This window comes from Nonomuraea sp. 10N515B, assembly GCF_052245915.1.
GTDB lineage: Bacteria > Actinomycetota > Actinomycetes > Streptosporangiales > Streptosporangiaceae > Nonomuraea.
Genome location: NZ_JBQQBQ010000024.1, coordinates 59,613 through 79,889, shown reverse-complemented (window position 1 = coordinate 79,889; position 20,277 = coordinate 59,613). Strand labels below are relative to the sequence as shown.

Sequence of the window (20,277 nt, the reverse complement as noted above, 5' to 3'; positions counted from 1 at the left end):
GCTGTTCACGGGGAATCACCACCGTGTGAAGGCGACCGTTACCTCCGGCGGCGGCCTGTTCGGCCCCACATCGATCACCTGGCGCATCCACACCGAGCCGCTCGCCTGGCCGGCGGTGCTGCGCGCCTTCCAACTGCAGGCCCTGCATCCCCGCACCATCCGCAGCATCGCCCAGAACTGTCTGCTCGACGACCCCGAGGTGGCCCGGGAACGGCTGCGGCGGCAGCTCACCTACCTCACCGTGCGCACGTTCGGCACCCGCGAGCAGGCCGAGCAGGCCGCAGAGCGGGTGCGCCGCGTGCACGCCCGCCTCATCGGCCTCGACACCGACACCGGCACTCTGTTCCGGGTGGACGACGAGGAGAACCTGCGGTGGGTCCACTGCGTGGAGACCTCCTCGCACCTGGAGGTGGCTCTGCGCGCCGGCGTGCCGCTCACCGGCGCGGAGGCCGACGCCTATGTGGCCGAGCAGCGGCGCAGCGCGAGTCTCGTCGGGCTGCGGGACGTGCCGGGCGACGTGGCGGAGCTGCGCGATTACCTCGAGGGCATGCGCCCGTACCTGTCGGCCACCGACGAGGCGCGCGACGCGCTGCGCCGCAGCCTCAGCCCGCAACTGTCATTGCGCCTTGCGCTACTGACAGCGCCGCTGGCGCTCGGCTCGCTGCCCGCCGCGGGCGCCCTCGCCTTCGCCACGCTGCCCGCGTGGGCCCAGGAGATGTACGGCCGTCACGCGGGCAAGGCCACCGAGTACGCGGCCGGCACGGCGCTCAAGGCGTTGCGGGTGGCGGCGGCCGCCCTGCCGGATCGGCTGGTCGCGCCGGAGATCAGGGCGGCCCGCGGGCTCATGCGCGCGCTCGCGCGCGCGCCGGGAGCGGACGTGGCGGCCTGAGGCGGCTCGTCGTCCTCACCGATGTTGTCGCTCGGACGCGATAGGGTCGTGCCGTTCCGGCCCAGCGTACGAGGGAGAGAGCGGATGCTTACCGCTGGAGAGGTCGCCGGGCTGATCGCGGCCACGGGCTGGATCGTCCTGGTCTGCGTTCTCGCCATGGTGCTCGTCAAGCTCGCCAGGCTCCTCACGGAGACCACCAAGGCGGTCTCCGACCTCAACAACCGCCTCACGCCGCTGCTGGACGACCTGAGCGTCACGGTCAGCGAGACCAACAGGCAGCTGATCGCCGTCGAGGCCATCGCCAAGGACGTCAAGCAGGTCAGTGGCCACGCGGCCAAGCTCAGCGCGGTGACGCAGACGGTCTTCACCGGGCCGCTGATCAAGGTGTCGTCGCTGACCTACGGCGTGCGGCGCGCCATCGAGGCCCGCCGGCCGCGCAGAGCCGTGCCGAGGCGGACGCGATGATCAGAAGGCTGTTCTACCTGTCGCTCGGCGCGTTCCTCGCCATGTGGGTGATGCGCAGGCTGCAAGCGCTCCATCCCAACCATGTCATCCACAGGACTGCGGACGGTGCGGCAGGCATGCTCCGGCAGGTGAGAGACTTTACCTCTGACGCGCTAGGCGAGGCCGCCGAGCGCGAAACGGAGTTGCGGGCACGCTTCGGGCTCGACAACGCTGAAGACAACAACTGACTAAACGCAAAGGATGGCCACCATGGAGTCGGCAGAGATCGCCCGCCGCTTCCTGCGCTTCTTCGAGGAGCGTGGGCACAAGATAGTGCCCTCGGCCAGCCTGATCGCTGAGGACCCGACGCTTCTCCTGGTCAATGCGGGTATGGTGCCGTTCAAGCCGTACTTCCTGGGGCAGCGCAAGCCTCCGGCGTCACGGCTGGCCACCGCGCAGAAGTGCGTGCGCACCCCCGACATCGACGAGGTCGGCAAGACCACCCGGCACGCGACGTTCTTCCAGATGCTGGGCAACTTCTCCATCGGCGACTACTTCAAGGCCGAAGTGATCCCGTTCGCGTGGGAGCTGCTCACCAGGTCCGAGTCCGACGGCGGCTTCGGCTTCCCCGAGGACAAGCTGTGGGCGACGGTCTATCTCGAGGACGACGAGGCCTACGACCTCTGGCGCAACAAGGTCGGCCTGCCCGAGCACCGCATCCAGCGCCGCGGCCTGGAGGACAACTACTGGCACATGGGCGTGCCAGGCCCAGGCGGCCCCTGCTCGGAGATCTACTACGACCGCGGCGCCGAATACGGCAAGGAGGGCGGTCCGGTCGCCGACGAGGACCGCTACCTCGAGGTGTGGAACCTCGTCTTCATGCAATACCAGCTCAGCCAGGTCCGCACCAAGGTCGACTTCGACGTGGCGGGCGAGCTGCCGGCGAAGAACATCGACACCGGCATGGGCCTGGAGCGCATGGCGGCGATCCTGCAGGGCGTCGACAACATCTACGAGATCGACACCACCTACAAGATCCTCGACAAGGCGGCCGAGCTCACCAAGACCCGTTACGGTCGCGACCACCGCTCCGACGTCAGCCTGCGGGTGATCGCCGACCACGTGCGCACCGGCACCATGCTGGTGGCCGACGGCGTCATGCCCGGCAACGAGGGCCGTGGTTACGTGCTGCGCCGCATCCTGCGCCGTTCGGTGCGCAACCTGCGCCTGCTCGGCTCCGGTGACGAGCGTTATATGCACGAGCTCACCGACGTCGCGATCAACGTGATGGGCGAGCAATACCCCGAGCTCAAGGCCGACGCGCCACAGATCCACGGGGTCATCGACGCGGAGGAGGCGTCCTTCCTCGGCACGCTGCGCACCGGCACCGCGATCTTCGACGTGGCCGTCGAGGAGACCAAGCGCAAGTCCGGCACCACGATCCCCGGCGACCAGGCGTTCAAGCTGCACGACACCTACGGCTTCCCGATCGACCTGACGCTGGAGATGGCGGCCGAGCACGGGCTCAAGGTCGACGAGGAGGGCTTCCGCCGCCTCATGAAGGAGCAGCGGCAGCTGGCCAAGGCCGACGCGGCGGCGAAGAAGACCGGCAACGCCGACATCTCCGTCTTCGGGCAGCTGCTCGAGGCGGCAGGCAAGATCGAGTTCCTCGGCTACGACCAGACCGAGGCCGACACCAGCGTGGTGGGCATCCTGGTGGACGGCGCGTCCGTCCCCGCGGCGGGCGCGGGCTCGACCGTGGAGGTGGTGCTCGGGCGCACCCCGTTCTACGCCGAGGGCGGCGGCCAGCTCGCCGACCAGGGCGTGATCCGCACCAGCGGCGCCGAAGTCGAGATCGTCGACGTGCAGTCCCCGCTGCCCGGGCTCGTCGTGCACCGCGGCAAGGTCCGCAGCGGCGAGCTGAGGGTCGGGGACGAGGCGCAGGCCGAGATCGACATCGAGCGCCGCCGCGCGATCTCCCGTAGCCACAGCGCGACCCACCTCGTCCACCGCGGTTTCAAGAACGCGCTCGGCGAGACCGCGGCGCAGGCGGGCTCGGAAAACTCGCCCGGCCGGTTCCGTTTCGACTTCACCGCATCGGGCGCGGTCCCGGCCAGCGTGCTGCGCGACGTCGAGGACGAGGTCAACGCGGTGCTCATCAACGACCTCAAGGTCAACGCCTTCTACACCTCGCAGGCGGAGGCCAGGGCGATGGGCGCGCTGGCGATGTTCGGCGAGAAATACGGCGACGAGGTCCGCGTGGTCGAGATCGGCGACTACTCGCGCGAGCTGTGCGGTGGCACCCACGTGCACAGCTCCGGCCAGCTCGGCCTGGTCAAGGTGCTGGGCGAGCAGTCGGTCGGCGCGGGCGTCCGCCGCGTCGAGGCGCTCGTCGGCATCGACGCGTTCCGGTTCCTGGCGCGTGAGAGCGTGCTGGTCAACCAGCTCACCGAGCAGCTCAAGGCGCGTCGCGAGGAGCTGCCCGAGCGCATCGACGGCATCGTCACCCGGCTGCGCACGGCCGAGAAGGAGCTGGAAAGGCTCCGCTCGGCGCAGGTGCTCGAGGCGGCCGGTGATCTGGTGGCCCAGGCTCGTGACCTGCGGGGAGTCTCCGTCGTGACACACCGCGCGCCTGATGGCACCGGCCCCGATGACCTGCGTAAGCTCGCGCTTGATGTGCGTGGCAGGTTCCCGGCCGACCGGCCGGCGGTCGTCCTGATCGCCGGCGTCCCCTCCGACCGGCCCGTGGTGGTTGCCGCGGTCAACGAGGCGGGGCGCGAGCGGGGGCTCAAGGCCGGACAGCTGGTCGGCGTCGCCGCCAAGGCGCTTGGGGGTGGCGGCGGTGGCAAGGACGATGTCGCGCAAGGCGGTGGCACACGACCGGAGGCGATCGGCGACGCGCTGCGCCTGGTTGAGGAAGCCATCGCGGGGCAGCTCGGCTGACATGAGGTTCGGTTCACGGATCGGCGTGGACGTCGGCTCCGTACGCGTCGGCGTGGCCCGCAGCGACCCTTCGGGGCTGCTGGCCACGCCGGTCGAGACCGTCAAGCGGGGCAAGGGCGACCTCGACCGCATCGCCGCGATCGTCGCCGAGCACGACGCGATCGAGGTCGTGGTGGGACTGCCCACCTCGATGTCGGGCCGCGAGGGGCAGGCGGCCGCACTGGCCCGCCAGTTCGCCGCCGCTCTCGCCGCCCGGCTCGCGCCGACGCCCGTACGGCTGTTCGACGAGCGGCTGACCACGGTAGCCGCCCAGCAAGGACTGCGGGCCAGCGGCGTGAAGGCCAAGAAACAGCGTGGCGTCGTCGATCAGGCGGCGGCTGTCGTGCTGCTGCAGGATGCGCTCGACTCCGAGCGCGCCACGGAAAGACCACCAGGCAGGCCCGTCGCACCGCCCCCGGCGGACGACGGACCTGCCCGATGAGCGGGCGATTCACGGGGCAGGCCGGCACGGCGGCGACGGCGGGGGGCCGGTCGGCCGGGCGTGTGAGGGGGGCGTCAAGCGCGCCCCCCATGAGCGGGCACCCCGGTGCGGCGCCGATGGCGGGCGTTCCCGGGACGCGTGCGAGAGTGGCGTTGGCGGCGGGCCTTCCCGGGACGCGCGGGCGTGTGGTCGCAGGCCGGAGCGGCCAGGCGTTTGGCGGGGTGGTCGCATGAGCGGCGACGGCACTGGCGGGCGCGCGCCGAATGACCCTCGTGAGGAGGAGCAGGGCGACGTCGGCGACGTGATCCCGTTCCAGGCCGACGACGACCCGCCCGAGGAGGCCGAGTCACAGGGTGGCGAGCGGGCCGAGCCCGAGGGCTCCCCAGACCGCGAGGGCTCCCAGGACCGCGAGGGCTCCCAGGACGGCGAGGGCTCCCAGGACCGCCAGGACCCTCAGGAGAGGGAAGACGCCGAGGCGGACGTCGTCCGGCTGACGGCGCCCCGCAAGCAGGCCATGCGCACGGTCGCCCTGGTCGCAGCCGGCCTGATCGCGGCCCTGGTGGCACTGGGGCTAGGGGCGTTCGCGGTGCTCAAGCCGTACCTCAGCCCCGACGACTTCGAAGGCCCCGGCAGCGGTGCGGTGACCGTGCGGATCACGCCCGGCTCCAGCGCGGAGGCCATCGGCTCGGCGCTCGCCGAGGCCGGAGTGGTGGCGAGCACGCAGTCGTTCGTCCGCGCGACGGAGGATCGCGCGGTGGCCGACCGGCTGCGGCCCGGGCACTACCGCCTGCGCAAGGGCATGGCCGCGGGCGCCGCGCTCGACCTGCTGCTCAGCCCCGCGTCCAGGGTGGTGCGGCGGGTTACCGTGCCCGAGGGCATGCGGGTGAGCGAGGTGCTGCCCCGCCTCGCTCGCCAGGCCGGGCTGCCGCTCAAGGACCTGCAGAGCGTGGACAAGGCCCTGGTCGGCCTGCCCAAGTACGCGCCCGGGCTCGAAGGGTTCCTCTTCCCCGCCACGTACGAGATCGAGCCGGGGGACACGGCCGTGGACGTGCTCGCCGCGATGGTCGAGCGCTTCGGCGTCGCGGCCAAGAAGGTGCGGCTGGCCGAGCAGGCGGCGCGCGTGAAGCTGACGCCGCTGGAGGCCGTCACGGTGGCCAGCCTGATTCAGGCGGAGGGCGGCACCGACGAGGACTATCCCAAGATCTCCCGAGTGATCTACAACCGGCTCGCGAAGGGCACACCGCTCGAGATCGACAGCACCGTCCTGTACGCGCAGAACCGGCGGACACTGAGAGTAACGGAGCGCGACACCAAGGTGGACTCCCCCTACAACACCTACCGCCGCAAAGGACTGCCGCCAGGGCCCATCGCCAATCCCGGGGAGAAGGCGCTGATGGCGGCCTTGCACCCGGCCAAGGGCGATTGGCACTGGTTTGTAACGACGGATCCGGCGCATAGAATCACCAAATTCACCAACAAAGAGAGCGAGTTCGTGAGATACCGGGAAGAGTTGAACAAGAACCTCGGGGCGAGCTGATGGCCGACGGGACCCCCTCCGTCCCCACGCAAAAGCTCCAACGCGGGGCATGCGTCCTCTTTCCGTCCCCTAGCATGGCTACCCAGAGTGATCTCCGCCGGTCATGGCAGCATGTCCAGCGGCTCCCCCAGTTCCACTCGGTAACCGCTGCCGGTTGGGCACTTCCGCTTGACGCCTGGCCGGCAGTACCGGGAGATTGGCCAGCGAACCTATGAACGATCTCGATCTGAACACGCTGCTCGGCGCCGAGGACGACGAAGGTCAGACCAGGCGCCGGACCCGAGGCTCCGGCAAACGTGGCAACGGCCGCAGACGGCGCAGGCGCCGCAACCGGGGGCGATTCATAGCGCCGCTGCTCGCCTTCGTCGTGCTGGCGGGCATCATCGGCGGCGGCGGATACTACGGCTACCTCTGGCTCAGCGACGCCCTCGTCCCCGACGACTACACCGGTCAGGGCAGCGGCGAGGTCGTCATTGAGATCAAGGACGGGCAGAGCGCCTCGGAGGTGGCCGAGGAGCTGGAGCGGCAGGGGGTCGTAAAAAGCGCCAGGGCGTTCACCAACGCGATCGCCAACGCCGGCAAGAGCGCCTCGCTGCAGCCGGGCTCGTACAAGCTGCGCAAGCAGATGTCGGCGGCCTTCGCCGTAACGATGCTCGTCCCGGAGAACCGGCTGCTCGCCAGGGTGACGATTCCGGAGGGCCGGCGTCTGTCGGACACTCTGACCTTGCTCGCCAAGGCGACCGGCAAGCCGGTCAAGGAGTTCACCGCCGCGGCCAAGGACGCCGGTGACCTGGATCTGCCCTCCTATGCCAAGGGCAAGCTGGAGGGGTACGCCTTCCCGGCCACGTACGACTTCCAGCCCAAGACCACCCCGGCGCAGATGCTCGCCATGATGGTCAACCGGTTCAAGCAGACTGCCAAGAACGTGGACCTTGAGGGCGGCGCCAAGGACCTCGGGTACACACCGCACGAGATCATCATCATCGCCAGCATCGTTCAGGCCGAAGCCGGACGTGCTGAGGACATGCCGAAGATCGCCCGCGTCGTCTACAACCGGCTGGGGCACAAGCCGCCCATGCCATTGTCGATGGACAGCACGGTGATGTACGCGCTCGGCAAGTACCGCACCTACGCCACCCACGCGGAGCTGCAGACCAAGTCGCGCTACAACACCTACAAGTACGAAGGCCTGCCGCCCGGCCCTATCGCCAACCCGGGTGACCACGCCATCGAGGCCGCGCTCAACCCGGCCAAGGGGCCCTGGCTGTACTTCGTGGCCACCGACCCCAAGAGCCAGGTCACAAAGTTCGCCACCACCGACGCCGAGCGCGCGGCGCTGGTGGCCGAGTGCGTCGGCAACGGCGGCTGCGGCGGCTGACCCTCGCCGCATGGGAAGCGCCGTCCGCCCGGGGCGCGCAGTGCGCAGGGCGGACGGCGATAGGGTCTTCCTGTGTCGGAAGGAGTGGGGATGCGGGCTGCGGTGCTGGGATCGCCCATCGGGCATTCGCTCTCGCCCTACCTGCACAGGGCCGCCTATCAGGCGATGGGCCTGGACGGGTGGAGCTACGAGGCGTTCGAATGCGACGAGGCGCGGCTGCCCGGCCTGCTGGGGGAGCTGACCCCTGTGCGCGGGCAGGGCGGGCAGGACGGTGACGCCTGGGCGGGCCTGTCGCTGACCATGCCGCTCAAGCGGGCCGTGCTACCGCTGCTGGACACCGTCTCCGAGCTGGCCGTCGAGGTCGGCGGGGCCAACACGGTGGTGTTCCGCGACGGGCTGCGGCACGGCGACAACACCGACGTCTACGGCATCGAGCAGGCGCTGGCCGAGGCCGGGGTGCCCGCGCCGCGGTCGGTCACCGTGCTGGGCGGAGGGGCCACGGCGGCCTCCGCGCTGGCGGCCTTGCGCAACCTCGGGCTGTTCTCGGCGACCCTGCTCGTACGCGACCCCGCCCGGGCCGGGGATACGGCTGAGGTGGCCGAGCGGCTGGGTGTGGCGCTGGGGGTGGAGACGTTCGACAAGCTCGACGCGCTCACCCGGGTGGACCTGGTGGTGTCCACGCTGCCGGGCGGCGCGGCCGACGTCTTCGCCGACCGGCTGGCCCAGGTCCCCGCGCTCTTCGACGTGGTCTACTCACCCTGGCCGACCAGCGCGGCGACGGCCGTGCAGGCGGCGGGCGGCACTGTGGTCGGCGGGTTCGCGATGTTGCTGCATCAGGCGGTGCGGCAGGTGGAGTTGATGACCGGCCGGACGGATGTGCCGGTGGAGGCGATGCGTGCGGCCGGTGAAGCGGAGATCCTCAGGCGGGCGGCCAGTCGAACGGATTGATCGTTTTCACGCCGAGCCCAGCGAAGTCCTTGACGTTGCGGGTCACGAGGATCCAGTCGTGCGTGCGTGCGGTGGCGGCAATCAGGCCGTCGACGATCGGGAGCGGCCGTAGGGCATGCAGCCGCCCCCATTCCTCGGCCACGGCGGCGGTGACCGGCAGGATCCGGGTCTTGAACTCGCGCTGGAGACGAGCCAACCAGCCGTCGTAGCCGCCTGCTCGTGCCGGATCGCGGCGCCGCAGCAGCTCGACGCCCTTGCGGATCTCGCCGAACACCATGACGCTCACGTAGAGGCCCGGCCCGTTGATGGTGTCGAGCCACGCCTGCATGTTGGCGTCCCTGGTGCGCTTGGTCATCTCCGACACGACGTTGGTGTCGAGGATGTAGCTCATTCGATGCCCTCGAAGTCGATGTCCCGCATCTCGTTGCTCTTGTCTCGAGCGAGGTCCAGGTCGCTCAGGTCAGGACCGGAGAGCAGAAACTCCTTGAAGTCCGGCTTCGGCTCCTGGCTCTTGAGCTGGTGATATTCCTCCATGTCGAGGATCACCGCCACATCGCGCCCGTGCCGCATGACGATCTGCGGCCCCTCGTCATGTGCTCTGCGAACGACCTCGCTGAACCGCTGCTTGGCCTCTTGCAGCTGCCATTTGGTCGCTTCGAGCTTTTCTCCTGTCATATGACCCCATTCTGACTAGTTTCCTGGACAGAATTCTAGGGGAAGGTGTCGGGCCAGCGGGGAAGATTCGAGGATGCTACGTGGTTGTGGTAATGTAGCTCTCTGATCGGTCCGGCATGCACTGCTGGACGCGCAAGCGGAGGTCTCCCTCCCACCCGAGTCGCCGAAAGGTGTCCGGGTCCAGGATCACGCCGGACTACTCCGGGGAGCTCGAGGCCACGAAAGCCACAGAGCTCAGTGGCCCCGCATGCGCGACGTGCGGGGCTTTTCGCGTCAGGAAGCGCGGAAGGCCCTCGGCACGACGAGCACGTAGGGATCGCAAACCTAGGAGGCCCCATCAGCACTGAGCCCCGCATCAACGAGCGTATCCGAGTTCCCGAGGTTCGCCTCGTGGGCCCGAACGGCGAGCAGGTAGGCATCGTCTCGATTCACGACGCCCTGAAGCTCGCCCAGGAAGCCGACCTTGACCTCGTCGAGGTCGCGGCCACGGCTCGACCGCCCGTGTGCAAGCTCATGGACTACGGCAAGTTCAAGTACGAGTCCGCGATGAAGGCGCGCGAGGCGCGCAAGAATCAGGCGCACACGATCATCAAGGAGATCAAGCTCCGGCCGAAGATCGACCCGCACGACTACGAGACCAAGAAGGGTCACGTGGTGCGGTTCCTCAAGGCGGGAGACAAGGTCAAAGTCACGATCATGTTCCGCGGACGCGAGCAGTCCCGGCCGGAGCTGGGCTTCCGGCTGCTGCAGCGGCTCGCGGACGACGTCCAGGAGCTCGGCTTCGTGGAGTCCCACGCCAAGCAGGACGGCCGTAACATGATCATGGTGATCGGTCCGCACAAGAAGAAGGCCGAGGCCAAGGCCGAAAAGGCCGCAGCCAGGGCACAGCGTGGCAGCGAGGACGCTTCCGTACAGGAAGGATGACCCGCGGTTGGGGTTAGCCTTACCAAGCACCCCGATTCAGCCACCGGGACGACGAAAGACGCCGCGACCGGGTCGGCCAGCACCGGCCCGGCCACCGGCACGACCGAAACGAGGAGAGACGGCGACATGCCGAAGATGAAGACGCACAGTGGTGCGAAGAAGCGGTTCCGGCTGACCGGCACCGGCAAGATCAAGCGTCGCCGTGCCAATCGCGCTCACTACAACGAGTGGAAGTCGTCCACGCTGACGCGTCGTCTCAAGAATGAAGTCGTCCTTTCCGACGCCGATTCCAAGAAGATCAAGAAGCTGCTCGCCAAGTAGCGCGAACTTTCCCCGGGGAGAAGAAACATGGCACGCGTGAAGCGGGCGCTCAACGCCAAGAAGAAGCGCAAGGTCGTCCTCGAACGGGCCACCGGTTACCGTGGCCAGCGGTCACGTCTTTACCGCAAGGCCAAGGAGCAGATGCTCCACTCGATGACGTACGCCTACCGGGACCGTAAGGACCGCAAGGGCGCGTTCCGCCGTCTGTGGATCCAGCGGATCAACGCTGCGGCCCGCCAGAACGGCATGACGTACAACCGTCTGATCCAGGGCCTGCGCCTGGCCAACATCGAGGTCGACCGCAAGATCCTCGCCGATCTCGCGGTGAACGACATTCAGACCTTCGCCACGCTCGTCGAGGCCGCCAAGAAGGCGCTGCCGGCGAACGTGAACGCTCCGGCCGCGAGCTGAAGCACCACAGAGGGGCCCACCGGCTGACGGTGGGCCCTTTGCCGTATCCACAGGGGGAGAGCATGGCCGGGTCCGAGCTGACCAACGTGAAGTCGCCGCGGGTCAAGGCCGCCCGGCGCCTCACCAAGCGGGCCTTCCGGGAGCAGGACCGCAGGTTCCTGGCCGAGGGCCCGCAGGCGGTACGCGAGGCGCTGCGGCTCGACGGCGTCGCCCTGGAGCTGTTCAGCACCGCCGAGGCCGAGCTGCGCCACCCCGAGCTGATCACCGAGGCGACGCTCAAGGGCGTGCCCGTGCACCGGGCCAGCGGCGAGGTGATGGCCGAGCTGTCACAGACGGTGACCCCGCAGGGGCTGCTGGCGGTCTGCACGCTCGTGCACGTCCCCTTGGACGAGGCGCTGGAGGAGCCGCCGCGCCTGGTGGCGGTGCTCGCGCACGTCCGTGACCCGGGCAACGCCGGCACTGTGATGCGGGTGGCCGACGCGGCCGGCGCGGACGCGGTGGTGTTCACCGATGCCTCCGTCGATCCGTACAACGGCAAGTGTGTGCGCGCCAGCGCCGGCAGCATTTTTCATCTGCCGGTCGTCATCGGTGCACCGGTCAGTGCCACTGTGCGTCAACTGAAGGAGCGAGGCTTGCGGGTGCTGGCGGCAGACGGCGCGGGCAAGCACACGCTCGACGACGTCGACCTGTCGGGCCCCACCGCGTGGATCTTCGGCAACGAGGCTTGGGGACTGCCGGAGGAGATACTGGCCGAAGCGGATGATGTGGTCAGAGTGCCCATCTACGGACAGGCTGAAAGTCTCAACCTGGCCACCGCGGCGGCGGTATGCCTTTACTCCTCCGCTAGGGCTCAGCGAGTGTCCTAGGCGGCCGGAAACCCGCTATTGTCGGCGTTGTAGGCGGAGGAGGCGAGGTCGTGCACGGTGCGGAAACCGACGGGCAAGTAGTGGCCGCCGCGTGCACGATAGCCATCGACGACCTTCCCGACGGTCTCATCGTGACCGACCGATATGGGTGCGTGCTGGCCGTCAACCGGGCTGCGGCGCGGCTCACCGGCGTGGCCATGGAGCGCGCGGTCGGCCGTCACATGAACGACGTGTTCCCGTTCCGCGACCACGACGGGCGCGACTGGTGGAAGGCGGTCGACCCCGAATGCGGGCTGCGCACCCGTAGCAGGGTGCCGGAGCGGCCGCTGCACCTGCCGGGCGGGCAGGAGCTCCACGTCACCGCGAGGCTCGTACGCGAGCCGGAGCGCGGCGGCGAGGTCGAGCGGGTCGCGATCACCCTGCGTGACGGCGGCGCCCGCGCCCGGCTGGAGCGCAGCCGCGCCGACCTGGTCTCCACCGTGGCCCACGAGCTGCGCTCGCCGCTGACCAGCGTCAAGGGGTTCACCGCGACCCTGCTGGCCAAGTGGACCCGTTTCACCGACGAGCAGAAGCGGGTGATGCTCGAGACCGTCAACAACGACGCCGACCGCGTCACCAGGCTCATCACCGAGCTGCTCGACGTCTCACGCATCGAGTCCGGGCGGCTGGAGGTGCGCCGCCAGGTCGTCGACATCCCCGCCAGGGTGCGCAGGCTCATCGCGGGCCGGGTCGCGGCAGGCGAGGCGGAGGACCGCTTCCACCTGATCGTGGGCGACGACCTGCCCGAGATGTGGCTCGACCAGGACAAGCTCGACCAGATTCTGGGTAACCTGGTGGAAAATGCGCTGCGCCACGGGCGCGGCACCGTGACAATCGAGATCGAGTCCGTGGGATGGGGAGTTGCCGTGTCGGTGCGCGATGAGGGCGAGGGCATCGAGCCCGAGCTGGCTCCGCGCGTCTTCCGGCAGTTCTGGCGGGGCGGCAACAGCCGCAGGCGCGGCGGCACCGGGCTCGGGCTGTTCATCGTCAAGGGCCTGGTCGAGGCGCACGGCGGCACCATCACCGTGCAGCGGGCGCCCGGGGGCGGGGCGGAGTTTCGATTTACCGTGCCCACCGGCACGCCCGACTTCGCCTCGTCTATGTGACAAGCGGAATGCGGGCTCGGTGGGCGGGCCCCACTAGACTCATTTCCGCTCAAGCCCTGGATACGGAGCTCACTCTTGTCTGACTACGACCCCGTCGAGGTGACACCGCTGCATGCCGATGAGGTGTCGCGCATGGAGGCCGACGCCATCGCGGCGATCAAGGCGGCCGACAGCCTCGACGCACTCAAGCAGGCCAGGCTGGCGCACGCGGGCGACCGCTCGCCCATCGCCCTGGCCAACCGCGAGATCGGCGCCCTGCCGCCCGCCGCCCGCGCCGAGACCGGCAAGCGCGTCGGCGCCGCCCGCAAGGCGATCAGCGAGGCGCTGGCCGCCCGCCAGGCCGAACTGGAGGCCGAGCGTGATGCCCGGGTGCTCGTCGAGGAGACCGTCGACGTCACCCTGCCCTGGGACCGGCGGCCGCGCGGCGCCCGTCACCCGCTGACCACGCTGCAGGAGCGCATCGCCGACGCGTTCGTCGCCATGGGCTACGAAGTGGCCGAAGGGCCCGAGCTCGAAGGCGAGTGGTTCAACTTCGACGCGCTCAACATCGCCAAGGACCACCCGGCCCGCTCCGACCACGACACGTTCTTCGTGGGCTCCACCGAGTCGGGCATGGTGCTGCGCACGCAGACCTCGCCGGTGCAGATCCGCGCGCTGCTCCAGCGCGAGCTGCCGGTCTACGTGATCTCGCCGGGCAAGACGTTCCGCACCGACGAGCTCGACGCCACCCACACGCCGGTCTTCCATCAGACCGAAGGCCTGGCCGTGGACGAGGGCCTGACGATGGCCCACCTCAAGGGCACGCTCGACCGGTTCGCCGAGGTGATGTTCGGCAAGGGCATCACGACGCGCTTCCGGCCCAACTACTTCCCGTTCACCGAGCCGTCCGCCGAGATGGACCTCAAGTGCTTCGTCTGCCGCGGCGCCTCGGCGACCCCCGGCAACCCGCCCTGCCGCACCTGCAAGTCGGAGGGCTGGATCGAGTGGGGCGGCTGCGGCATGGTCAACCCGCGCGTGCTCATCGCGTGCGGCGTGGACCCCTCGCGCTACTCCGGGTTCGCCTTCGGCATGGGCATCGAGCGGACTCTGATGTTCCGCCACAACGCCGAGGACATGCGAGACATGATCGAAGGAGACGTGCGCTTCACGCTCCCGTTCGGAATGGAGATCTGATGAAGGTCCCGCTTTCCTGGCTGCGGGAGTACGTCGATCTCCCGGCGGTCACCGCCCACGAGGTGGCCGACAAGCTCACCATGGCAGGGCTCAAGCTCGAGTCGATCATCTCGCACGGCCACGACGTCAAGAACGTCGTGGTCGGCGAGGTGCTCGAGATCGAGGAGCTGACCGGCTTCAAGAAGCCGATCAGGCACTGCAAGGTCGAGACCGGCGAGGCGACGCCCCGCGAGATCGTCTGCGGCGCCACCAACTTCGTGGCCGGCGACCGCGTGCCGGTGGTGCTGCCCGGCGGCGTGCTGCCCGGCGGGTTCGAGGTCGGGGCGCGCAAGACGTACGGGCGCATGTCCGAGGGCATGATCTGCTCCGAGCGGGAGCTCGGGCTGAGCGACGAGCACGCCGGCATCATGGTGCTGGCGCCGGACACGCCGATCGGCGCGGACGTGGTCGAGCTGCTCGGTCTGCGTGACGACGTGATCGAGCTGGAGATCACGCCCGACATCGGCTACGCCCTGTCGATCAGAGGGGTGGCCCGCGAGGCGGCGACCGCGTTCGGGGTGGCCTTCCGCGACCCCGCCGCCGTTGAGCTGCCCACCGAGACCGGCCCGGCGTGGCCGGCCTCGATCGCCGACCCGACCGCCTGCGACCGGTTCGTGCTGCGCGAGGTCACCGGCTTCGACCCGGCCGCGCCCAGCCCGCTGTGGATGCGGACCCGCCTCACGCGCGCCGGCATGCGGCCGGTGTCGCTGGCCGTCGACATCACCAACTACCTGATGCTGGAGCTTGGGCAGCCGCTGCACGCGTTCGACCGGTCCAAGCTGAGCGGCGAGATCGTCGTACGCCGGGCCCAGCCGGGGGAGCGCCTGGAGACGCTCGACCACGTCGTCCGTGAGCTCGACCCCGACGACATCCTCATCACCGACCGGTCGGGCCCGATCTCGATGGCGGGCACCATGGGCGGCCTGGAGACCGAGATCTCCGACGAGTCCTCCGACATCGTCATCGAGGCCGCGCACTTCTCCGCCACCGGCATCTCGCGCGAGTCCCGCAGGCACGGGCTGGTGTCCGAGGCGTCCAAGCGGTTCGAACGCGGCGTCGACCGGGAGTTGCCGCTCGTCGCCTCCTGGCGGGCCGTGCAGCTGCTGGCCGAGCTCGGCGGGGCGACCGTCCAGCCCGGGGTCACCCACGCCGAGGTCGAGGTGACGCCGCCGCGCATCGCGATCCCGTGCGGCTACCCGAGCGTCGTGGCCGGGGTGCCCTACTCCAAGGACACCGTGGTCGCCCGGTTGCGGCAGGTCGGCTGCATCGTCGTGGACGGCAACGATCCCGCGGTGCGCAAGGGCGGCGTCGACCCGACCGGGGTCGTGACCGGCGGCGCGCTCGCGGCCAAGCTGGCCGTCAACGGCGACGACATGATCACGGTGACGCCGCCGTCGTGGCGGCCCGACCTCACCGACCCCAACGACCTGGCCGAAGAGGTCATCCGGCTGGAGGGCTACGACACCCTGCCGTCGGTGCTGCCCAGCGCCCCGGCCGGGGCAGGCCTCACCGAGGGACAGCGGCTGCGCCGGCGGGCCGGCCGGGCGCTGGCCGAAGGCGGCTACGTCGAGGTGCTCAGCTACCCGTTCATCAGCGCCGACGACTTCGACCGGCTGTTGCTGCCCGCCGAGGACGCGCGACGCCACGCCATGCGGCTGGCCAACCCGCTGTCGGAGGACGAGCCGCTGATGCGCACCACGCTGCTGCCGGGGCTGCTCAAGACCCTGGTACGCAACGTCGGACGCGGCTTCACCGACGTGGCGCTGTTCGAGACCGGAGCCGTCTACCGGCCGCGCGAGGGCGCTCCGGAGGTCGCACCGGTGCTCGGCGTCGAGCGCAAGCCGACCCCCGAGGAGCTGGCCTCGATCGAGGCGGCGCTGCCCGACCAGCCGATGCGGGTCGCGGTCGTCCTGGCCGGCGAGTTCGAGCGGTCCGGCTGGTGGGGCGGCGGCCGTCAGGCCACGTGGGCCGACGCCGTGCAGGCCGCGAGGCTCGTGGCGGCCGAGGCCCGGCTCGAGCTGTCGGTCACCGCCGACCAGCACGAGCCCTGGCACCCCGGGCGTTGCGCCGCACTCTACGTGGGCGACACGCTCGTCGGGCACGCCGGCGAGCTGCACCCGCGCGTGATCGAGGCCTACGGGCTGCCGCCGCGCACCGCGGCGATGGAGCTCGAGCTGTCGCGCCTGGAGCCGGCCGTGCCGGGGCCCGTCGACGCGCCTGCCGTGTCCTCGTATCCGGTGGCCACGCAGGACGTTGCACTGATCGTGCCCGACTTCACGCCGGTCGCGGACGTGGAGTCGGCCCTGCGCGACGGGGCGGGGGAGCTGCTGGAGTCGATCCGGCTGTTCGATGTCTACGCCGGGGAGCAGGTGGGTGAGGGGAACAAGTCGCTCGCCTACACGATGCGGTTCCGGGCGGCCGACCGGACGTTGACGGTGGAGGAGACGACGGCGGCGCGGGACGCGGCGGTGGCGATGGCGGCCGATCGTGTGGGGGCTCAGCTGCGGAGCGCCTGAGCCTGGGAACGGGCCGGTACGGCGGGATGCCGTGCCGGCCCTTTCGTTCAGATGCGGTCGAGCTCGGTGAGGTCGATGTCCAGGTCGAACGGAACGGTCAGCCGCAATCTGTCTCGATGGATGCCGGTGAGGGCATAGGAGCGAGTGGCGGGGTCGAGCTCGTAGACGTAGACGACCGCTCGGCCGGTGTCGGTCTCGACCCGCCAGAAATGCCGGATCCCGGACTCGGCGTAGAGGAGCGGCTTGCGCTTCCTGTCGCGGGACCTGGTGTCCTGAGTGACGACTTCAACCGCCAGTTGGACGTCTTGCGCGAGGTAGAAGGTCTCGTTCAGGCTTTTGTGAGCCTCGGCGCGGATGACAATGACGTCCGGTTCGGGGCGTTGATCCTCGTCGAGGATGACGGTCATCCGGCTGCACACGAGGAGATGGTCGGGGGCTGTGCGGTCCAACACGGAATGGAACAGCATCAGGACCCGGCAGTGGATGTCGGTTTGCGGGGCGAAGAAGACCAGGCTGCCGTCGATCAGTTCAGAGTGGTTGGGCAGTCCTGCGAGGTGATCGAGATCCTCGGCCTTGAACCCCTCAGGGGGTGGGATGACCCAGGACGGGAGGCAGTCAACATCCTCTTCCGCGGTTGTCATAGCGCAACGTTAGTGTACTGCTACGGTGCGTGCTCACATGTTCAACTCTTCATACCGGGTTGGCGGAATTCGGTCGCATGACGCAATTGCTGGTGTTCGGCGAGCGTGAGGACGCCGAGGAAGTCGCGGAGACGCTGGGTGAGTGGTTCCCTCAGTTCGGGGTGCCGCGGGTGGTGCGCGAGACGCTCGCCGGCGAGGACGACGTGGAGGACGCGCAATGGGTGGTTGTCGTCGAAGGGCCCGGTGAGGACGCACTGGCGAAGGTGGATCAGCTAGTGGAACAGTACGACGGGTGGCGGGAGGCGGGCTGAGCCCCGCTCGCATGCGGTCGATCTCTGTGAGGGTCGATGTCGAGGGCCGGGGACGGTGAGGCGGGGCAGGGAAGCCGTGTCTCCGTCAGTCGAACCAGTGAAAAGGTGTCTCATGCCACCCCGTGCCACGAAGTGCGCGGGGTGGCATGAGATGTGCGGTCTCACGACCGCGTACGCCGCTTACGCGGGTGACGCCCGTACGGCCAGGTGAAGCCGTGCGGGTCTCCCCTCGACCGTGTTGGACACTCCGCTGCCCGAAGGCGTCCGCGTCCCGTTTCGTCGCTGCTCCGGGGTTGTCTGCTGACGCGGATTCCAGGGTCCGCCGCTGAGGAAGCACGGCGGAGTGGATCTGCTGACGTGTGTCCAACGTCGCCACCAAGGTCACCTGCCTATCGGTGGTGGCTGGGTCTGGTCACTCCGGCCCGCCCCGGTTTCATGGGACAAGCCCCGGCCTTCAGACCGGGGAGCGAGTGACGCTGCAACGCTACCAATCACGCTTAGTATATGCACAACTACAGATCGAGGCGGGGTAATGTGTTCGTCCGGTGCGAACGGCTCTCCCGCCGCGGCCCGGATCGGGGCAGAGTGGCGGCATGCGTATCGCCGTGCTGTCCGACATCCATGGTGTGCTGCCCGCGCTCGAAGCCGTGCTGGCCGAGCCCGACGTGGCTACCGCCGACCTCATCGTGCTGACCGGGGACATGGCGGCGGGGCCGATGCCGGTGGAGACGCTCGACGTGCTCGTGGCGCTGGGGGAGCGGGCGCTGTGGGTGAGCGGGAACGCCGACAGGGAGCTCGTGGAGGTGGCGCGGGGGAAGGTGAACCCTCGTGCGGTCACCCAGTGGGCGGGCGAGCGGTTGCGGGGCGATCAGGTCGAGGTGCTGGCTGGGTTGCCTGCGCGGCAGGTGGTCGAGCTCGGGCGGCTCGGGACGGCCTTGTTCGTGCACGGCACGCCGCGCAGCGACGAGGAGGTGGTCCTGGTCGACAGCTCGCTGGAGCGGTGGGGTGAGGTGCTGGCGGGAGAGACGGCCGGGACCGTGGTGCTGGGGAACACGCACATGCCGTTCGTACGGCTGGCTGATCGGGTGCTGGTGGTCAACCCGGGGTCGGTCGGCATGCCGTACGGAAGGGACGGGGCGCACTGGGCGTTGCTGGACGGCGAGACCGGGGCGGTGGCCCTCCGGCGCACCCCGCTGGACGCCGTGCGGGTGGCCCGGCGGCTGGTGGCCGAGAGCGGGTTCGACGGGATCGAGGAATGGGTGTCGGAGTATGTGACCAGCACCTATTCCGATGCCGAGGCGTTGCGGGTGTTCGCCAAGGCCGAGAACCGTTAGGACTCCTGGGCTGCCGGCTCTTGCCTGCGGGCCTTTTCCGCCAGGGCGTGCTCGTCGGTCCTGGCATCGTAGCGGCGGAACCTCGGCAAGGCCGTGGCCAGCGCCAGGACGGCGCCTACGCACAGCATGCCGCCCGCGGTCAGCGAGAAGCGGGTGCCGCCGAAGTTCGCCATCAGGCTGGCCCGGGCGTTGCCGAGCATGGGGCCGCTGGCGTACGACAGGAGCTCGATGCCCGCCAGGCGGCCGCGCAGCTCTCGTGGGATCGTCTGGTTCCACATGGTCATCCGGAAGATGCCGCTGACCATGTCGGCCGCGCCGGCCAGCGCGATGCAGACGAAGACCAGCCACACGTTGGGGGCGAGCCCCGTCAGGGCCACCGCCACGCCCCACAGCGTCGCGGCGACGATCACGCCCAGGCCCTGCCGCTGCACCCGGGCCGTCCAGCCGCCGGTGAGGGAGGCGATGAGCGCGCCGACCGCGGCGGCCGAGTACAACAGCCCGAGCGCCTGTGGCGCACGAAGCTCGTCGGCCAGGAAAGGGAAGAGCGCCGTCGCCATGGCGAACACCATGGCCGCGATGTCGACCAGGTACGTCCCCATCAGGTCGCTACGCCCCACGGCGTACCGCACACCTTCGACCAGCGATTTCAGCGACGCGGGCGCCGCGTCCTCGGCGGGCGGCAGGGATCTGATCCGCCACAGCAGCGCCAGCGACAGCAGGAACGTCACCGCGTCCACCCCGTACGCAGCCGCTGCGCCGGCCGACGTCACCAGGAGCCCGCCGAGGGCGGGGGCCACGATGGCGCCGAAGTTCCAGCGCAGGCTCGACAGCACCGCCGCCGCGCCCTGGTGCTCGTGCTTGACGACCTGCTGGAACACCGCCTCCATGCTGGGCCGCTGCAGGCAGGCGATGCCGGTGGAGATCGCGCCCACCACGTACAGGACCCAGACCTGCGGGTTCGGCACCATCGCGTTGACCGTGAGAGCGGCCGAGGTGACCAGGAGGCCCAGCTCGCTCATGACGATGATCTTGCGGCGGTCGAGGGCGTCGGCGAGGGCGCCGCCCCACAGGCCGCACACCACCATCGGCACGAACTCCGCCAGGCTCACCAGCCCGACCGCAAGGTAGGAGCCCGTCAGCTCCTTCATCTGGTACGGCACCGCCACCAGGGTGATGAACGTGCCGAACATCGTGATGACCCCGGCCCCGAACAGCAGGCGATAGTCGCGCGAACCGCGCAGCGGGCTCAGGTCGATGGAAAGGTGACGAAGAAGGCGTCTTACTCGATCGGGCACGAGGTC

General features: G+C 69.6%; 21 protein-coding genes. 17 read left to right on the top strand and 4 right to left on the bottom strand.

From position 1 onward, the window contains the following. The first annotated feature begins 25 nt into the window (after nucleotides 1–25). From ACTWQA_RS31340 to ACTWQA_RS31305, 8 genes are all read left to right on the top strand, one after another. The gene (locus tag ACTWQA_RS31340; protein ID WP_443162624.1) at nucleotides 26–889 is read left to right on the top strand and encodes an oxygenase MpaB family protein; all 864 of its coding nucleotides are present in this window, start codon (nucleotides 26–28) and stop codon (nucleotides 887–889) included. A gap of 84 nt (nucleotides 890–973) precedes the next feature. After that, a complete protein-coding gene (locus tag ACTWQA_RS31335; protein WP_443162623.1) occupies nucleotides 974–1,354 on the top strand; it encodes a DUF948 domain-containing protein in 381 nt (126 codons plus the stop codon). Beyond that, on the top strand, nucleotides 1,351–1,581 hold the full coding sequence (locus ACTWQA_RS31330) for a hypothetical protein (RefSeq protein WP_305921690.1): 231 nt from the start codon (nucleotides 1,351–1,353) through the stop codon (nucleotides 1,579–1,581). Before ACTWQA_RS31335 ends, ACTWQA_RS31330 begins: the two co-directional genes overlap by 4 nt. Nucleotides 1,582–1,603: 22 nt before the next feature. Further along, nucleotides 1,604–4,276, top strand: a complete 2,673-nt coding sequence (alaS, locus tag ACTWQA_RS31325; protein ID WP_305921691.1) for an alanine--tRNA ligase — start codon at nucleotides 1,604–1,606, stop codon at nucleotides 4,274–4,276. Between the two features lies 1 nt (nucleotide 4,277). Next, on the top strand, nucleotides 4,278–4,757 hold the full coding sequence (ruvX, locus tag ACTWQA_RS31320) for a Holliday junction resolvase RuvX (protein WP_443162622.1): 480 nt from the start codon (nucleotides 4,278–4,280) through the stop codon (nucleotides 4,755–4,757). A 229-nt stretch (nucleotides 4,758–4,986) separates the two neighbouring features. Beyond that, entirely contained in the window at nucleotides 4,987–6,294 is a 1,308-nt protein-coding gene (mltG, locus tag ACTWQA_RS31315) for an endolytic transglycosylase MltG (RefSeq protein ID WP_443162621.1), read from the top strand. Between the two features lie 211 nt (nucleotides 6,295–6,505). Beyond that, the gene (gene mltG / locus ACTWQA_RS31310; protein WP_443162620.1) at nucleotides 6,506–7,672 is read left to right on the top strand and encodes an endolytic transglycosylase MltG; all 1,167 of its coding nucleotides are present in this window, start codon (nucleotides 6,506–6,508) and stop codon (nucleotides 7,670–7,672) included. 90 nt (nucleotides 7,673–7,762) lie between these two features. After that, the gene (locus tag ACTWQA_RS31305; protein WP_443162619.1) at nucleotides 7,763–8,620 is read left to right on the top strand and encodes a shikimate dehydrogenase; all 858 of its coding nucleotides are present in this window, start codon (nucleotides 7,763–7,765) and stop codon (nucleotides 8,618–8,620) included. On the opposite strand, the gene ACTWQA_RS31300 is transcribed toward ACTWQA_RS31305, so the two are convergent. Then, nucleotides 8,592–9,011: a type II toxin-antitoxin system VapC family toxin gene (locus tag ACTWQA_RS31300; RefSeq protein WP_443162618.1), complete on the bottom strand. Its 420-nt coding sequence runs from the start codon at nucleotides 9,009–9,011 to the stop codon at nucleotides 8,592–8,594. The two genes, ACTWQA_RS31305 and ACTWQA_RS31300, sit on opposite strands and share 29 nt — an antisense overlap. Beyond that, nucleotides 9,008–9,295: a type II toxin-antitoxin system Phd/YefM family antitoxin gene (locus tag ACTWQA_RS31295; RefSeq protein WP_443162617.1), complete on the bottom strand. Its 288-nt coding sequence runs from the start codon at nucleotides 9,293–9,295 to the stop codon at nucleotides 9,008–9,010. Before ACTWQA_RS31295 ends, ACTWQA_RS31300 begins: the two co-directional genes overlap by 4 nt. Before the next feature lie 315 nt (nucleotides 9,296–9,610). Between ACTWQA_RS31295 and infC the strand changes: the two genes are divergently transcribed. The 7 genes from infC to ACTWQA_RS31260 all read left to right on the top strand — a co-directional run bounded on the left by infC (nucleotide 9,611) and on the right by ACTWQA_RS31260 (nucleotide 16,690). Further along, the gene (gene infC, locus ACTWQA_RS31290; protein ID WP_443162680.1) at nucleotides 9,611–10,219 is read left to right on the top strand and encodes a translation initiation factor IF-3; all 609 of its coding nucleotides are present in this window, start codon (nucleotides 9,611–9,613) and stop codon (nucleotides 10,217–10,219) included. A gap of 126 nt (nucleotides 10,220–10,345) precedes the next feature. Next, nucleotides 10,346–10,540 (top strand): 50S ribosomal protein L35, encoded by a 195-nt coding sequence (gene rpmI, locus ACTWQA_RS31285; RefSeq protein WP_043622108.1) that lies wholly within the window; start codon nucleotides 10,346–10,348, stop codon nucleotides 10,538–10,540. 27 nt (nucleotides 10,541–10,567) lie between these two features. Next, a complete protein-coding gene (rplT, locus tag ACTWQA_RS31280; RefSeq protein ID WP_127934456.1) occupies nucleotides 10,568–10,951 on the top strand; it encodes a 50S ribosomal protein L20 in 384 nt (127 codons plus the stop codon). A gap of 62 nt (nucleotides 10,952–11,013) precedes the next feature. Further along, entirely contained in the window at nucleotides 11,014–11,817 is an 804-nt protein-coding gene (locus tag ACTWQA_RS31275) for a TrmH family RNA methyltransferase (protein ID WP_443162616.1), read from the top strand. 50 nt (nucleotides 11,818–11,867) lie between these two features. Beyond that, complete coding sequence (locus ACTWQA_RS31270; RefSeq protein WP_443162615.1) at nucleotides 11,868–12,962, top strand: ATP-binding protein; 1,095 nt, start codon at nucleotides 11,868–11,870, stop codon at nucleotides 12,960–12,962. 132 nt (nucleotides 12,963–13,094) lie between these two features. Continuing rightward, the gene (gene pheS / locus ACTWQA_RS31265) at nucleotides 13,095–14,135 is read left to right on the top strand and encodes a phenylalanine--tRNA ligase subunit alpha (protein ID WP_305921759.1); all 1,041 of its coding nucleotides are present in this window, start codon (nucleotides 13,095–13,097) and stop codon (nucleotides 14,133–14,135) included. Beyond that, nucleotides 14,135–16,690 (top strand): phenylalanine--tRNA ligase subunit beta, encoded by a 2,556-nt coding sequence (locus ACTWQA_RS31260; RefSeq protein ID WP_443162614.1) that lies wholly within the window; start codon nucleotides 14,135–14,137, stop codon nucleotides 16,688–16,690. Before pheS ends, ACTWQA_RS31260 begins: the two co-directional genes overlap by 1 nt. A gap of 47 nt (nucleotides 16,691–16,737) precedes the next feature. On the opposite strand, the gene ACTWQA_RS31255 is transcribed toward ACTWQA_RS31260, so the two are convergent. Next, nucleotides 16,738–17,331: a Uma2 family endonuclease gene (locus tag ACTWQA_RS31255; protein ID WP_443162613.1), complete on the bottom strand. Its 594-nt coding sequence runs from the start codon at nucleotides 17,329–17,331 to the stop codon at nucleotides 16,738–16,740. Between the two features lie 77 nt (nucleotides 17,332–17,408). Between ACTWQA_RS31255 and ACTWQA_RS31250 the strand changes: the two genes are divergently transcribed. Together ACTWQA_RS31250 and ACTWQA_RS31245 are read left to right on the top strand one after the other, a co-directional pair. Then, a complete protein-coding gene (locus ACTWQA_RS31250) occupies nucleotides 17,409–17,642 on the top strand; it encodes a hypothetical protein (protein ID WP_327580751.1) in 234 nt (77 codons plus the stop codon). 593 nt (nucleotides 17,643–18,235) lie between these two features. Then, complete coding sequence (locus tag ACTWQA_RS31245) at nucleotides 18,236–18,976, top strand: metallophosphoesterase family protein (protein ID WP_443162612.1); 741 nt, start codon at nucleotides 18,236–18,238, stop codon at nucleotides 18,974–18,976. On the opposite strand, the gene ACTWQA_RS31240 is transcribed toward ACTWQA_RS31245, so the two are convergent. Further along, entirely contained in the window at nucleotides 18,973–20,271 is a 1,299-nt protein-coding gene (locus tag ACTWQA_RS31240; RefSeq protein WP_443162611.1) for an MFS transporter, read from the bottom strand. The two genes, ACTWQA_RS31245 and ACTWQA_RS31240, sit on opposite strands and share 4 nt — an antisense overlap. Between the last annotated feature and the right edge of the window lie 6 nt (nucleotides 20,272–20,277).